This window comes from Streptomyces sp. NPDC005799 (genome assembly GCF_040630525.1).
GTDB classification, from domain to species: Bacteria; Actinomycetota; Actinomycetes; order Streptomycetales; family Streptomycetaceae; genus Streptomyces; species Streptomyces griseorubiginosus_B.
This window is the reverse complement of record NZ_JBEXXQ010000008.1, coordinates 134,752-149,163: the sequence shown is the minus strand read 5'-3', so window position 1 is coordinate 149,163 and position 14,412 is coordinate 134,752. Positions and strand designations below refer to the sequence as shown.

11 protein-coding genes, 1 tRNA gene and 1 pseudogene are annotated in these 14,412 nt (G+C 72.6%); 11 read left to right on the top strand and 2 right to left on the bottom strand.

Annotated features, from left to right (window positions below):
- Positions 1 to 132 precede the first annotated feature (132 nt).
- Complete coding sequence (locus ABZ453_RS10595) at positions 133 to 414, top strand: HU family DNA-binding protein (RefSeq protein WP_006139383.1); 282 nt, start codon at positions 133 to 135, stop codon at positions 412 to 414.
- A 167-nt stretch (positions 415 to 581) separates the two neighbouring features.
- On the opposite strand, the gene murA is transcribed toward ABZ453_RS10595, so the two are convergent.
- Positions 582 to 1,922 (bottom strand): UDP-N-acetylglucosamine 1-carboxyvinyltransferase, encoded by a 1,341-nt coding sequence (murA, locus tag ABZ453_RS10590; RefSeq protein ID WP_359013658.1) that lies wholly within the window; start codon positions 1,920 to 1,922, stop codon positions 582 to 584.
- A 255-nt stretch (positions 1,923 to 2,177) separates the two neighbouring features.
- On the opposite strand from murA, the gene ABZ453_RS10585 reads away from it, so the two are divergent.
- The 9 genes and pseudogenes from ABZ453_RS10585 to ABZ453_RS10545 all read left to right on the top strand — a co-directional run bounded on the left by ABZ453_RS10585 (position 2,178) and on the right by ABZ453_RS10545 (position 12,646).
- The gene (locus tag ABZ453_RS10585; protein ID WP_208779845.1) at positions 2,178 to 2,750 is read left to right on the top strand and encodes a YqgE/AlgH family protein; all 573 of its coding nucleotides are present in this window, start codon (positions 2,178 to 2,180) and stop codon (positions 2,748 to 2,750) included.
- A gap of 29 nt (positions 2,751 to 2,779) precedes the next feature.
- A complete protein-coding gene (locus tag ABZ453_RS10580; RefSeq protein WP_133046286.1) occupies positions 2,780 to 3,061 on the top strand; it encodes a DUF3039 domain-containing protein in 282 nt (93 codons plus the stop codon).
- 229 nt (positions 3,062 to 3,290) lie between these two features.
- Positions 3,291 to 4,916 (top strand): beta-N-acetylhexosaminidase, encoded by a 1,626-nt coding sequence (locus ABZ453_RS10575; RefSeq protein ID WP_359013655.1) that lies wholly within the window; start codon positions 3,291 to 3,293, stop codon positions 4,914 to 4,916.
- A 261-nt stretch (positions 4,917 to 5,177) separates the two neighbouring features.
- Positions 5,178 to 6,071, top strand: a complete 894-nt coding sequence (locus tag ABZ453_RS10570; RefSeq protein WP_356766253.1) for an FAD binding domain-containing protein — start codon at positions 5,178 to 5,180, stop codon at positions 6,069 to 6,071.
- Complete coding sequence (locus tag ABZ453_RS10565) at positions 6,068 to 8,068, top strand: 2Fe-2S iron-sulfur cluster-binding protein (protein WP_359013652.1); 2,001 nt, start codon at positions 6,068 to 6,070, stop codon at positions 8,066 to 8,068. The genes ABZ453_RS10570 and ABZ453_RS10565 overlap by 4 nt, the downstream gene beginning before the upstream one ends.
- Positions 8,065 to 10,374 carry a molybdopterin cofactor-binding domain-containing protein gene (locus tag ABZ453_RS10560; RefSeq protein ID WP_359013650.1) on the top strand — a complete coding sequence of 770 codons (2,310 nt, stop codon included), beginning with the start codon at positions 8,065 to 8,067 and terminating at the stop codon, positions 10,372 to 10,374. Before ABZ453_RS10565 ends, ABZ453_RS10560 begins: the two co-directional genes overlap by 4 nt.
- A gap of 38 nt (positions 10,375 to 10,412) precedes the next feature.
- Positions 10,413 to 10,589, top strand: a pseudogene (locus ABZ453_RS10555) (phosphotransferase); the annotation flags it as partial.
- 399 nt (positions 10,590 to 10,988) lie between these two features.
- A complete protein-coding gene (locus ABZ453_RS10550; protein WP_359013648.1) occupies positions 10,989 to 12,158 on the top strand; it encodes an SUKH-4 family immunity protein in 1,170 nt (389 codons plus the stop codon).
- Positions 12,159 to 12,241: 83 nt separating this feature from the next.
- Positions 12,242 to 12,646: a hypothetical protein gene (locus ABZ453_RS10545; protein ID WP_359013646.1), complete on the top strand. Its 405-nt coding sequence runs from the start codon at positions 12,242 to 12,244 to the stop codon at positions 12,644 to 12,646.
- Between the two features lie 57 nt (positions 12,647 to 12,703).
- Here the strand turns inward: ABZ453_RS10545 and ABZ453_RS10540 are convergent.
- A tRNA-Cys gene (locus tag ABZ453_RS10540) sits at positions 12,704 to 12,778 on the bottom strand.
- A gap of 172 nt (positions 12,779 to 12,950) precedes the next feature.
- Between ABZ453_RS10540 and ABZ453_RS10535 the strand changes: the two genes are divergently transcribed.
- Positions 12,951 to 14,408: an MFS transporter gene (locus ABZ453_RS10535; RefSeq protein WP_359013644.1), complete on the top strand. Its 1,458-nt coding sequence runs from the start codon at positions 12,951 to 12,953 to the stop codon at positions 14,406 to 14,408.
- Positions 14,409 to 14,412 lie beyond the last annotated feature (4 nt).

Sequence of the window (14,412 nt, the reverse complement as noted above, 5' to 3'; positions counted from 1 at the left end):
CCGGATTGGCTTTCCCGTCGCAGGTAGGGGCAGGATGCGTCCCTGGGCGCGAGCGCATCGGCTTCGCTGTGCCAATGTGCGGCTCTGCCGCGTGGCACACCCCAACGGCAAGAAGAACACGGGAGTAACAACATGAACCGCAGTGAGCTGGTGGCCGCGCTGGCCGACCGCGCCGAGGTGACCCGCAAGGACGCCGACGCCGTTCTGGCCGCGTTCGCCGAGACCGTCGGCGAGATCGTCGCCAAGGGCGACGAGAAGGTCACCATCCCCGGCTTCCTGACCTTCGAGCGCACCCACCGTGCCGCTCGCACCGCGCGCAACCCGCAGACCGGTGACCCGATCCAGATCCCGGCCGGCTACAGCGTCAAGGTCTCCGCGGGCAGCAAGCTGAAGGAAGCCGCCAAGGGTAACTGAGCGCTCCGCTTCGAGCGCCGGGTGACTGCGGGTCGTTTCTCGGCCGACGGGACCGCCGTGGCTGGTCGCGCAGTTCCCCGCGCCCCTGAGGGGGCGCTCAACACAACGCCGATGGGGCGGTCACCCGGACTCGGGTGACCGCCCCATCGGCGTTGGTGCGACTGGTGTTATCCGAGCGCCTTGCCCGGCAGTTCCACCTTCGCTCCGAGCTCCACGAGCTTCTCCATGAAGTTCTCGTAGCCGCGGTTGATCAGGTCGATGCCATGGACCCGGGACGTGCCCTGGGCGGCGAGGGCGGCGATGAGGTAGGAGAAGCCGCCGCGCAGGTCGGGGATGACCAGGTCAGCGCCCTGGAGCTTGGTCGGGCCGGAGACGACGGCCGAGTGCAGGAAGTTGCGCTGGCCGAAGCGGCAGTCGGAGCCGCCCAGGCACTCGCGGTAGAGCTGGATGTGCGCGCCCATCTGGTTCAGCGCGGAGGTGAAGCCGAGGCGGGACTCGTACACCGTCTCGTGGATGATGGACAGACCCGTGGCCTGTGTGAGGGCCACGACGAGCGGCTGCTGCCAGTCCGTCTGGAAGCCGGGGTGCACGTCCGTCTCGAGGGCGATCGACTTCAACTGCCCGCCGGGGTGCCAGAAACGGATGCCCTTCTCGTCGATCTCGAAGGCACCGCCCACCTTCCGGTAGGTGTTCAGGAACGTCATCATCGAGCGCTGCTGCGCGCCGTGGACGTAGATGTTGCCCTCGGTCGCCAGCGCCGCCGACGCCCAGGACGCGGCCTCCAGCCGGTCCGGGAGCGCCCGGTGGGCGTAGCCGCCGAGCTGGTCCACACCCGTGATGCGGATGGTGCGGTCGGTGTCCATCGCGATGATGGCGCCCATCTTCTGCAGGACGCAGATGAGGTCCTCGATCTCCGGCTCGACGGCCGCGTTCGACAGCTCGGTGACCCCCTCGGCGAGGACGGCCGTCAGCAGTACCTGCTCGGTCGCGCCGACGGACGGGTACGGCAGCCGGATCTTCGTGCCGCGCAGCCGCTGCGGAGCCTCCAGGTACTGCCCGTCCGCGCGCTTCTCGATCCGCGCGCCGAACTGCCTGAGCACGTCGAAGTGGAAGTCGATGGGCCGGCCGCCGATGTCGCAGCCGCCGAGACCGGGGATGAAGGCGTGGCCGAGGCGGTGCAGCAGCGGGCCGCAGAAGAGGATCGGGATCCGGCTGGAACCCGCGTGGGCATCGATGTCGGCGACGTTCGCGCTCTCGACGTGCGTGGGATCCATCACCAGTTCGCCCGGCTCCTCACCCGGACGGACCGTCACCCCGTGCAGCTGCAGCAGACCGCGTACGACACGCACGTCACGGATGTCCGGAACGTTGCGCAGTCGACTCGGCGAGCTGCCCAGCAGGGCGGCGACCATGGCCTTCGGTACGAGGTTCTTCGCACCGCGGACACGGATCTCGCCCTCCAGCGGGGTTCCGCCGTGGACAAGCAGGACATCGTCGTTGACGGTCATGTATCTCGCGTTCCGATGAGTCGGGCAGGGGCCAGAAGGGAAAGGGTAATCGCCGCCCACCCCCCTTCTGTAAGCCCAAGTACCGCCCAGCTACGTCATAGCTCTGTCACAACACGGCCCGTTCACCGCCGGGCACGTGGGGTCACCGGCCGTCCCGTGCGCCCGCCGCGTGCCTCTTTGAGCCCTGAGCTGCATTCCCCCTCCTTACGCCGATTGCCTCCCCACGCCCGGGGAAGATGCGGGATCATGTCTGGCATGACCGAGGTGTCCTCGCTCACAGGGCGGTTGCTCGTGGCAACGCCCGCCCTGGCGGACCCGAACTTCGACCGTGCGGTGGTGCTCCTTCTCGACCACGACGAGGAGGGCTCCCTCGGTGTCGTCCTCAACCGTCCGACCCCCGTGGACGTCGGCGACATCCTGGAGGGCTGGGCGGACCTCGCCGGCGAGCCCGGGGTCGTCTTCCAGGGCGGCCCGGTCTCCCTCGACTCGGCGCTCGGAGTCGCCGTCATCCCCGGCGGCTCGTCCGCCGACGGGGCACCGCTGGGCTGGCGCCGGGTGCACGGCGCGATCGGACTGGTCGATCTGGAGGCTCCGCCGGAGCTGCTCGCCTCGGCCGTGGGCTCCCTGCGGATCTTCGCCGGGTACGCGGGCTGGGGCCCCGGTCAGCTGGAGGACGAGCTGGTCGAGGGCGCCTGGTACGTCGTCGAGTCGGAGCCCGGGGACGTCTCCTCGCCGTCCCCGGAGAGACTCTGGCGCGAGGTGCTGCGCCGCCAGCGCAACGAGCTGGCGATGGTGGCCACGTACCCGGACGACCCTTCGCTCAACTGATGCCTGTGAGCTTCAGTACCCTTGGCGATATGAGCACTCTTGAGCCCGAGCGCGGGACTGGTACGGGGACCCTCGTAGAGCCGACGCCGCAGGTGTCCCACGGCGACGGCGACCACGAGCGCTTCGCCCACTACGTCCAGAAGGACAAGATCATGGCGAGCGCCCTCGACGGCACCCCCGTCGTGGCGCTGTGCGGCAAGGTGTGGGTACCGGGCCGCGACCCGAAGAAGTACCCCGTCTGTCCGATGTGCAAGGAGATCTACGACTCCATGGGCGCCGGCGGTGGCGACAAGGACAAGGGCGACAAGTAACCCGTAACGCCCGAGGCTCGCAAGGCCCCCGGGGCGCCGTTGGGCGCGCCCCGGGGGTCTTCGTATGATGTTGTGCGCAGTGAAACGCGCATTGCGCATGGTGCAACGCGTGCTCCGGAGAACCTTTCTGTGAATTCCTCGCCGCGACCGACGTGACGCAATTCCGGTTTTCCCTCATCCCGGCCTGAACGGCTTCCTGTTCGCAGGGTGTTTTCTGAGGAGTGACGTGATGGATGTGATTCCGAAGCCCGCCCGCACACACCGGCACGGCCCCGGCTTCTGGGAACTCGGACCGCGGACCGGACTGTCGGTGGGAAAGGGCGCGGACGGCACGGCACGCTGGCTGCGCGGCACCCTCGGCGCCGCCACCGGCCTGCCGCTCGCTCCCGCCGACGGGGACGGCGACGACGTCCTGCGCCTGTCCGTCGACCCGGCGGAGACCGGGGAGCTGGGCGCGGAGGGCTACCGTCTCGACGTCCTCCCCAGCGGCGCGCACCTGGTCGGAGGCGGCCCCGCCGGTCTGTTCTGGGGTGCCCAGACGCTACGTCAGCTGCTCGGCCCGGACGCCTTCCGGCGCGCCCCGCTGCCCGGCCGGACCTGGCGGCTGCCCCTGGTCCGGATCGAGGACTCGCCGCGCTTCGGCTGGCGCGGACTCATGCTCGACGTTGCCCGGCACTTCATGCCGAAGGAAGGCGTCCTGCGCTACCTCGACCTCATGGCGGCGCACAAACTCAACGTCTTCCACTTCCATCTGACGGACGACCAGGGCTGGCGCGTCGAGATCGAAAGGTATCCCCGGCTCACCGAGGTCGGCTCCTGGCGGTCACGGACGAAATTCGGTCACCGCGCCTCGAAGCTGTGGGAGGAGAAGCCGCACGGTGGCTTCTACACCCAGGACGACATCCGGGAGATCGTCGCCCATGCCGCCGAGCGGCATATCACCGTCGTCCCCGAAATCGACGTGCCGGGACACTCGCAGGCCGCCATCGCCGCGTACCCGGAACTCGGCAACACGGATGTCATCGACACCACTTCCCTCTCCGTCTGGGACAACTGGGGAATCTCTCCCAACGTACTGGCCCCCACTGACACCACCCTGCGTTTCTACGAGGGGGTGTTCGAGGAACTCCTCGATCTCTTCCCCTCCGAGTTCATCCATGTCGGGGGTGACGAATGCCTCAAGGACCAGTGGCGGCGATCGCCCACCGCGCAGGCCCGCATCGCGGAACTCGGCGTCACCGACGAGGACGGTCTGCAGGCGTGGTTCATCGGCCACTTCGACACCTGGCTGAGCGCGCGTGGGCGCAGGCTCATCGGCTGGGACGAGATCCTGGAGGGCGGCCTCGCCCCGGGTGCGGCCGTGTCCTCGTGGCGCGGTTACGCCGGCGGGGTCGCCGCCGCGCGGGCCGGCCACGACGTCGTCATGTGCCCCGAGCAGTACGTGTACCTGGACCACCGCCAGGCCGGCGGCGCCGACGAGCCGGTCCCGATCGGGTACGTCCGCACCCTGGAGGACGTCTACCGCTTCGAGCCCGTTCCAGCGGAGTTGACGCCGGAACAGGTCCCGCACGTCCTCGGCACGCAGGCCAACGTGTGGACCGAGGTGATGGAGGACCAAGGGCGCGTGGACTACCAGACCTTCCCGCGCCTGGCCGCATTCGCCGAGGTGGCGTGGAGTTCCCTGCCGGCCTCCCGGGAACGGGATTTCGCCGACTTCGAGCGGCGGATGAGCGCCCATTACCGGCGGCTCGACGCCCTGGGCGTCGCCTACCGGCCACCCGCCGGACCCCGTCCGTGGCAGCGGCGCCCCGGAGTCCTCGGCCGTCCGATCGAGGGCACGCCCCCGAACAGGTAGCTCACGAACGGGTAACCGGGCGTCCCGAACAGGTGGTGGAAAAACGTCGCAAGCATCACCGAAGAGTGCCAAATCGCGCGCAGTGGTGATGTTGTGCGAAAACGGACCATCTCCCTGATGAGGGGGGCGAATGCCGCCTAGCGGACCCCCGTCTTCGGGTGCCTCGAAGATGTGCCAGAGTTGCCACGTCCGCCCTGTCAGCACGTACCGTACGGCAACACAGGTGGGACCAGGTGGGGGCAGCGGGAAGGGGCAGCCGGTTTGACCACGCACGCACCGCAGGCGGCGCAGGCCGTCGCGCTGCCCACGACCCTGGACGAGGCCGTGGCGGCGCTCACCGCCGTGCCAGCCGCCGTCCCCGTGGCGGGCGGCACCGACCTCATGGCCGCCGTCAACTCCGGGCAGCTCAGGCCGGCCGCGCTGGTCGGCCTGGGCCGGATCAGCGAGATCCGCGGCTGGCAGTACCTCGACGGGCACGCCCTGCTCGGCGCGGGCCTCACACACGCGCGTATGGGCCGCCCCGACTTCGCGGCGCTCATCCCCGCGCTCGCCGCCGCCGCGCGCGCCGCAGGCCCGCCGCACATCCGCAACGCGGGCACCCTGGGCGGCAACATCGCCTCGGCCGCGCCCACCGGGGACGCGCTGCCGGTGCTGGCCGCCCTGGAGGCGACACTGATCATCGCGGGCCCGGGCGGAGCCCGCCGGGAGATCCCGGTGTCGCATCTGCTGGCCGGCGTCGACATGCTGCGCGGCGGCGAACTCATCGGGTACGTGCGCGTGCCGCTGCTGCACGCGCCCCAGGTCTTCCTGAAGGCGACGGGACGCACCGGACCGGGCCGCGCGATGGCCTCCGTGGCGCTCGTCCTCGATCCCGCCCGGCGCGGGGTGCGGTGCGCCGTCGGTGCCATAGCGCCGATGCCGCTGCGTCCGCTGGACGCCGAGCAGTGGGTCGCCCGGCTCATCGACTGGGACAACAACCGCACGATCGTCCCCGAGGCCCTGCACGCCTTCGGCGAGTACGTCGCCGCGGCCTGCATCCCCGATCCCGTTCCCGAGGCGGACGGCACCGTTCAACCGCTCCCGCCCGCCGTACTGCACCTGCGGCGCACCGTCGCCGCGCTGGCCCGACGAGCACTGGGGAGGGCGCTGTCGTGACCGACGACCAGCACGGAGAGGGCACGCCCCGCAGCGGAGGCCGCTGGGACCCGCTGCCCCAGGGTGACTACGACGACGGCGCCACCGCCTTCGTGAAGCTCCCCGAGGGCGGCATCGACGCGCTCCTGGCCGCCTCCGACAGCCCGCTGGCCGCGCGGGGTCACGGGTACGTGCCCCCGCAGATAACGCCCGGCGCGGGGACCGACCAGGGGGCAGCCGGCCCGTGGGGCGCCCCCGCCGACGGCTCCCAGTGGCCCGACCCCAACGCCGCCGCGCCCACCGGGGGCGACGACCGCTTCACGTACAACCCCGCCTCCACACAGCAGTGGACCTACGAGGATCCGCAGCCGACGGGACACACGCCCACCTCCGCGCCGGGTCACGACGTGACCGGCCAGTGGTCGATCCCGGTGGCCGACGGCGACCTCCCGGACGAATCGGGCGAGTTCACCACCTCGTCCCTGGTCCAGCAGTGGGGCGGCACACCGCCGGCGACGCTCCCGGGAGGCGCCGCGGCCCCCTGGGCGACGGAGGCGGCGGGCCGGCCCTGGGACCAGCCGGAGGCACCGGGCGCCGAGGACGGCACCGGCCGCCCCCACGAGTCGTCGACGGGGACACTCCCCGGCCGGACGCACGACGCGCGGACCGGGACCGGATACGACCCGCAGGACGGCACCGCGCACGAGCAGTCCTCGCCGCGTTCCGGCGTCGAGCCGGGCGCGTCGGCACCGGAGCCCTCGGGCCACGCGCCCGCGGGAGCGGACCGGCCGGAGTACACGTCCGGGCCCGCCCACGACCGCGAGCAGCAGCACGGCACCCCGTCTCCGACGGCCGAGTACGCCGGGCAGCCGCACCCGGCCGGGACCCCGGGCCACGCCCCCGAGCACGACGGCGGGGCGGACGAGCGCCCGCCCGGGAACGCCGGCCACCCCGACGCCCGCGCCCACGGCGCCGGGGGCGACGAGCACCCGCACATGGCCGGGGACCGGGCCGCCCACGCCGCCGACCACACCTCCGGTGGCTCCGCCCCGGCCCGCCTCGCCGATCCCGGTGAGCCCTACGAGTCCGCCGCCGATGCCGCCGTAGCCGCCTCACAGGCCGCTCAGGGGGCCGGTGAGGCCGCCGGGGTGGGCGAGGGGGCCCAGGGGGCCGCGGAGGCCGCTGAGGGGGCCGTGAAGGCCGCCAGGGCGGTGAACGCCGTGGCCGGAGCGCGGGACGCGGGCGAGGCGGCCGACGCCGCGACCGCCGACGGCCCTTCGGACGACCCCGACGCCACCCGTGCCGGACCGGCCCCGGCGGATCAGCCGGACTCGGCCGAGGAGCCGTCCCCGCTGCCCCCCGCCGAGGAACACCCCCTCGCCTCCTACGTCCTGCGCGTCAACGGTGTCGAACGGCCCGTGTCCGACGCCTGGATCGGCGAGTCGCTGCTGTACGTGCTGCGCGAGCGGCTGGGCTTGGCCGGCGCCAAGGACGGCTGCTCGCAGGGCGAGTGCGGGGCGTGCAACGTGCAGGTCGACGGGCGGCTCGTGGCCTCCTGCCTGGTCCCCGCCGTGACCGCCTCCGGCAGTGAGGTGCGGACCGTGGAGGGTCTCGCCGAGGACGGCCAGCCCTCGGACGTGCAGCGCGCGCTCGCCCGGTGCGGCGCCGTGCAGTGCGGCTTCTGCGTACCCGGCATGGCGATGACCGTGCACGACCTCCTCGAGGGCAACCCGGCGCCCAGCGAGCTGGAGACGCGCCAGGCTCTGTGCGGCAACCTGTGCCGCTGCTCCGGCTACCGGGGCGTCGTCGAGGCCGTCAAGGACGTCGTCGCCGAACGCGAGGCGCACGCCGCCGCCGAGGCCGCCGAACACGACGGCGACGAGGCGCGTATTCCTCACCAGGCGGGCCCGGGTGCCGGCGGCGTCAACCCGTCGGCGTTCGAGTCACCCGGGGCCATGAACCCAGGGCCCAGGGGACCGCGTGACCAGGCGTACGGACAGGACGGAGGCCAGGCGTGAGCAACGAAGCCGCCACCGCGACCACCACCGCGGAGGCTGCACCCGCCCCCGAGCCGCTGCCGCACGGCCTCGGCGCCTCCCTGCCGGCCGCCGACGCCCGCGCCAAGACCGAGGGCACGTTCCCGTACGCGGCCGACCTGTGGGCCGAGGGCCTGCTGTGGGCGGCCGTCCTGCGCTCCCCGCACGCCCACGCGCGCATCGTGTCCATCGACACCTCCCACGCGCGGGAGATGCCCGGCGTCCGTGCCGTCGTCACCCACGAGGACGTGCCGGGTTCCGCCCGCCACGGGCGCGGCACGGCCGACCGCCCGGTCTTCGCCTCCGAGGTCGTGCGCCACCACGGCGAGCCCATCGCCGCCGTCGCCGCCGACCACCCCGACACCGCCCGCATGGCCGCCGCGGCCATCATGGTCGAGTACGAGGTCCTGGACCCGGTCACCGACCCCGAGCAGGCCTTCGAGGCCGAGCCGCTGCACCCCGACGGCAACCTGATCCGGCACATCCCGCTGCGCCACGGCGACCCCGACGCGGTCGGTGAGATCGTCGTCGAGGGCCTGTACCGCATCGGCCGTCAGGACCCCGCCCCCATCGGCGCCGAGGCCGGGCTCGCCGTCCCGCGCCCCGACGGCGGCGTGGAGCTGTACCTGGCCTCCACCGACCCGCACACCGACCGCGACACGGCCGCCGCCTGCTACGGCCTGGAACCCGAGCGCGTCAAGATCGTCGTCACCGGCGTCCCCGGCGCCACCGCCGACCGCGAGGACCAGGGCTTCCAACTCCCGCTCGGCCTGCTGGCGCTGAGGACCGGCTGCCCGGTCAAACTCACCGCGACGCGCGAAGAGTCCTTCCTCGGCCACGCCCACCGCCACCCCACCCTCCTGCGCTACCGGCACCACGCCGACGCCGAGGGCAAGCTGGTCAAGGTCGAGGCGCAGATCCTGCTCGACGCGGGCGCGTACGCCGACGCCTCCTCCGAGGCCCTGGCCGCCGCCGTGGGCTTCGCCTGCGGCCCCTACGTCGTCCCCAACGCCTTCATCGAGGGCTGGGCCGTGCGCACCAACAACCCGCCCTCCGGCCATGTGCGCGGCGAGGGCGCCATGCAGGTCTGCGCCGCCTACGAGGCGCAGATGGACAAGCTGGCGAAGAGACTCGGCGTCGACCCGGCCGAACTCCGCCTCCGCAACGCCCTGGCCACCGGGGACGTGCTCCCGACCGGCCAGACCGTGACCTGCCCGGCACCCGTCGCCGAACTCCTGCAGGCGGTACGGGACTTCCCCCTCCCCGCCCTTCCCAAGGACACCCCCGAGGACGAGTGGCTGCTGCCCGGCGGCCCCGAGGGCGCGGGCGAACCGGGCGCGGTGCGCCGGGGCGTGGGCTACGGCCTGGGCATGGTGCACATGCTCGGCGCGGAGGGCGCCGACGAGGTGTCCACGGCGACCGTGAAGGTCCAGGACGGCGTGGCGACCGTGCTCTGCGCGGCCGTGGAGACCGGTCAGGGCTTCACCACGCTGGCCCGGCAGATCGTTCAGGAGACGCTCGGCATCGACGAGGTGCACGTGGCGCCCGTCGACACCGACCAGCCCCCGGCCGGCGCGGGCTGCCGCGGCCGCCACACCTGGGTGTCCGGCGGTGCGGTCGAGCGGGCGGCCAAGATGGTGCGCACCCAGCTCCTGCAGCCCCTCGCGCACAAGTTCGGCATGTCGACCGAGCTGCTGCAGATCACCGACGGCAAGATCACCTCGTACGACGGTGTGCTGTCCACCACCGTCACCGAGGCGATGGACGGCAAGGAGCTGTGGGCCACGGCCCAGTGCCGCCCGCACCCGACCGAGCCGCTCGACGAGCACGGCCAGGGCGACGCCTTCGTGGGCATGGCCTTCTGCGCGATCCGCGCGGTCGTCGACGTCGACATCGAACTCGGGTCGGTACGAGTGGTGGAGCTGGCGCTCGCCCAGGACGTGGGCCGCGTCCTCAACCCCGCCCAGCTGGCCGCCCGGATCGAGGCCGGTGTCACCCAGGGCGTCGGCATTGCGCTCACGGAGAACCTGCGCTCCGCGCGCGGGTTGATCCGCCACCCCGACCTGACGGGCTACGCGCTGCCGACGGCCCTGGACGCCCCGGACGTCCGGATCGTCAAACTCGTCGAGGAACGCGACGTGGTGGCGCCCTTCGGCGCGAAGGCGGTCAGCGCGGTACCGGTGGTGACGTCCCCGGCCGCCATCGCCTCCGCGGTCCGCGCGGCGACCGGCCGCCCCGTCAACCGCCTGCCGATCCGCCCGCAGGCAGCGGTGGTGACGGGCCAGTAGGACCGCGCACGGTGCGGGGCGTGGTCGTCGTCACGGGAATGATGGCGTCGGGCAAGTCGACGGTGTCGCAGGCGCTCGCGGAACGCTTGCCGCGAGCGGCACCCGTGCGTGGCGACACCTTCCGCCGCATGATCGTCTCCGGCCGCGAGGAATACGCCCCGGACGCCGGCCCCGAGGCCCAACTACGCCTGCGCCGCCGCCTGTCGGCGGACACGCTTCCACCAGCGACCATCCGGTGCCGCCAAGACCGGTGACAGCACCCCCCGGATCATCGAGGACAGGGCGACGAGTCATGCCGGCCCTGGAGGCCGCGAGCCCGAACCGGGCTCCACGAGGCAGGTAATGGGCGACGCCGCGGCACGGGCTGTGGCTGGACACCACGGGGCTGAGCGTGGGGGAGACGGTGGAGGCGATTCTCGCGGGGCGGGAACGGACGAGGGTGCGCTGAGCGTCCTGGGATGCGTCGGCGGATGCGTCGGCCCGGGGTAATTCCAGGGCGTTGTCAGTGGCGGGGCGTAGTGTTCCGGGCAGTGGGTGACGGCCGGTGGGTGACGGTCGGCAGCCGAGCCCACACGCGACGAAGTTCATGTGACGCAACACATGCGGGGGAAGCAATGAGCAGGACCGACACCGCCGTCGGGGTGATCAGACTCACCGAGGACCAACTCGATCCGTACGTCACGCACGCGCCGACGCGGCACCGGCTGACGGGCCCCGGACTCCCCTCCGACGGAGCCCTGTTGACGTTCACGGCCCTGCGCACCCGCGGCCTGCGCACGGTGGCCCAGTCCACCGACGCCGACGACCCCGACCTGCCGACGGAGCTGCGGGACCGGCTGGTCATAGGCGAGCTCCTCGCCCCGGCCGGCATGGACCCGGAGTCGATCCTCCTCGACGGCGGCACCGGCGAGATCAGCACGGCGTACCTGTTCGAGCTGATGGACAGCCGCCCGCTGGCGCCCTCGCTGGAGGCGCTGGTGCGGTTCGCAGCCGTGACCGAGGAACTGGCGGACCTGCGCGGCCAGTTCGCGTCCTACGCGGGCCGCCACGGAACCAAGGCCGCGGCCGAGGCCTCCCGTCGGCTCCTGGCCCTGTTCGAGGAGGGCACGGACGGCCGGGTCCCGCCGTACTGGAAGGCCGCGGCGCTGATCCGCCCCCTCGCCCTCGCGGCCGGCCCCGGCACGGACTCCGGCCTCACCCTGGACGTCCCCGCCCGCCTCCTGCTCGAGGAGTTCGGGCACGGGCGCGTGGCCCGCTACGAGGACGTCGACTTCCCGTCGACCCTCACCCATGAGCCGACCCGCCGCTTCCTGCGCGAGACGGGCCTGCCGGAGCAGACGGTGCTCTTCCGCCTGGACACCGAGGTCCCCCTCCAGACCCTGGCCGAATACGCGGCGGACGACCGCCCCGGCACCGCGTCCCCCTTCGAACTCCCCGCCCGGGCCGACCACTTGATACGCCTCGGCCACCTGGTCGAGGACAACAGCCTGGTGGTGGACGGCGCGACGGGCGAGGTCCTGAACTGGAGCGAGCCCGAGGCGAGGCTGTACCCCCTCAACACGGACGTCTCCACCCTGGCTTTCACCCTGTGGCTGCACCACCGCGAGCGCACCATCGACCGGGCGCTCTCCCACGAGCTGTCCACCGAGGCCTACGACCAACTGGCCGCCACCATGCTCCAGGTCCTCACGTCGATCGACCCGACCGCCACCGCCACGACGACCGCGGCCGACTGGCACTACTGGACCCAGGCCTTCCAGGACGAGCCGGGCGGGGTCCTCTGACCCCGCGCTCCCGTAGCGCATGCCCGGGGCGGCGAATAGGCTGGTCACAGGGGGTCGACATGGTTCGATCCGAGGAGCCTCCCATGAGGAAGACTAGACACGGCGCTTGGCGTGCGGCTGGTGTCGTCACCGCACTCGCCACGGCCGCCGCGATCGCCTCCGTCGCCCCGGCACAAGCTCAGTCCACCGCTCAACTGTCCGCGTACGTCAGCGACGGCTGGGGCGGCGGAACCATCACCAGCCAACCGGCCGGGATCAACTGCCATACGTCGGCGTGGGATCCGTACGCCGGCGATCCCGCCCCGAACCCGACCGGAACCTGTACCGCGAGCTTCCAGGTCGGAACGACGGTCATCTTCACCGCCACACCCGACTCCGGGTCCTACATCAACGACGGCCCCACACCGAACCCCGTGACCGTACGGACCGGCTACAACTTCACCTGGGTGATGTTCTGCCCGACCGACGGCCTCTGCTCAGCGGGCTGACCCCCACCGATCCCGCCGGTGGGAGCCTCATTCTTCCGTCCTGCCTGGTGAGGCAGATGGAGGCCGTGGCGGGAATCGAACCCGCGTAACTCGCTTTGCAGGCGAGTCCCTGAACCACTCGGGCACACGGCCGTGTCGTTGGGATGACCGTAGGACGGGGCGGGCGCGGGGCTCAAGGGAATCCGTGGCGCCGCAACAGGACTGCCACACGCCGTTCATGAAAGGGGGCCTACGACCAAGGTCGCAGGGCGGACGGGACCCCCGACAGGGGTCAACGGGGGTTGTGGACCTTACGCTGGCGGGCATGACCGTCCTGGAGCCGCGTGACGCCGTAGTCGTCGAGGGAACCGCTGGTGACAGCGTGCTGGGGCGGGCCTACCGGGCGCTCAGTGTCGGGATCGTGTCCGTCGTGCTGCTCATCGCCTTCGAGGCGACCGCCGTGGGGACCGCGATGCCCGTCGCGGCACGGGAGTTGGACGGGGTCGGGCTGTACGCGTTCGCGTTCTCGGGGTACTTCACGACCAGTCTGTTCGGGATGGTGCTCGCCGGGCAGTGGTCGGACCGGCGGGGACCGGTCGGGGCGCTGACGACCGGGATCGGCGCGTTCGCCGCCGGGCTGGTGGTGGCCGGCACCGCCGGGGTCATGTGGGTATTCGTCCTCGGACGGGCCGTGCAGGGGCTCGGCGGCGGGCTGGTGATCGTCGCCCTGTACGTGGTCGTCGGGCGCGCCTACCCGGAGCGGTTGCGGCCGGCGATCATGGCGGCCTTCGCCGCGAGCTGGGTCGTACCGTCCGTGGTGGGCCCGCTGGCCGCGGGCGCGGTGACCGAACATCTCGGGTGGCGCTGGGTGTTCCTGGGGATCCCGGCGCTCGTCGTCTTCCCACTGGCGATCGCGCTGCCGCAGATACGGCACCGGGCCGCCGGCCCGGTCGACGGCCGCGCGGACGCCTCCGTCGACCGGCGGCGCATCCGACTCGCCCTCGCCATCTCCCTCGGCGCCGGCTTCTTGCAGTACGCCGCCCAGGACGTGCGCCCGCTCTCCCTCCTCCCCGCCCTCGCGGGCACCGCACTGCTCGTGCCGGCCGTACGGGGGCTGCTCCCGCGCGGGACGTACCGCGCGGCGCGCGGGCTGCCGTCGGTGGTGCTGCTGCGCGGGGTCGCGGCGGGGTCGTTCATCGCGGCCGAGTCCTTCGTGCCGCTGATGCTGGTCACCCAGCGCGGCCTGTCGCCGACGCTCGCCGGGTTCTCCCTCGCGGCGGGCGGGGTGACCTGGGCGGTGGGGTCCTGGGTGCAGTCGCGGGAGCGCGTCCAGCCGTACCGGGAGCGGCTGATGGTGGTGGGGATGGTGCTGGTGGCCGCCGCCATCGCCACCGCCCCGAGCGTGCTGGTCGACTCCGTGCCCGCCTGGACCGTGGCCGTCGCCTGGGCGTTCGGCTGTTTCGGGATGGGCCTGGTGATCGCCTCCACCAGCGTGCTGCTGCTGAAGCTGTCCGCCCCGGAGGAGGCCGGCGCCAACTCCGCCGCGCTGCAGATCTCGGACGGCCTGTCCAACGTGGTCATGCTGTCGGCGGGCGGCGCGGCCTTCGCGGCGCTGGGCGGCGGGGCGGTGGCCCAGACGGCGACCGCGGCCGAGGCCGCGGCCTCCGGCGCGGGACACCATCCGGCCGCCTTCGCCGCCGTGTTCCTGCCGATGGCCTCCGTGGCGCTGGTGGGGGCGTGGGTGGCGACGCGGGTGAGGGCCGCCGGGCACGCCACGCGGTGACGGA

What these genes read in the sequence shown, in the direction of transcription:
- murA (WP_359013658.1), bottom strand. Translation starts at nt 1,922, where the DNA reads ATGACCGTCAACGACGATGTCCTGCTTGTCCACGGCGGAACCCCGCTG.
- ABZ453_RS10595 (WP_006139383.1), top strand. Translation starts at nt 133, where the DNA reads ATGAACCGCAGTGAGCTGGTGGCCGCGCTGGCCGACCGCGCCGAGGTG.
- ABZ453_RS10580 (WP_133046286.1), top strand. Translation starts at nt 2,780, where the DNA reads ATGAGCACTCTTGAGCCCGAGCGCGGGACTGGTACGGGGACCCTCGTA.
- ABZ453_RS10535 (WP_359013644.1), top strand. Translation starts at nt 12,951, where the DNA reads ATGACCGTCCTGGAGCCGCGTGACGCCGTAGTCGTCGAGGGAACCGCT.
- ABZ453_RS10550 (WP_359013648.1), top strand. Translation starts at nt 10,989, where the DNA reads ATGAGCAGGACCGACACCGCCGTCGGGGTGATCAGACTCACCGAGGAC.
- ABZ453_RS10545 (WP_359013646.1), top strand. Translation starts at nt 12,242, where the DNA reads ATGAGGAAGACTAGACACGGCGCTTGGCGTGCGGCTGGTGTCGTCACC.
- ABZ453_RS10585 (WP_208779845.1), top strand. Translation starts at nt 2,178, where the DNA reads ATGACCGAGGTGTCCTCGCTCACAGGGCGGTTGCTCGTGGCAACGCCC.
- ABZ453_RS10575 (WP_359013655.1), top strand. Translation starts at nt 3,291, where the DNA reads ATGGATGTGATTCCGAAGCCCGCCCGCACACACCGGCACGGCCCCGGC.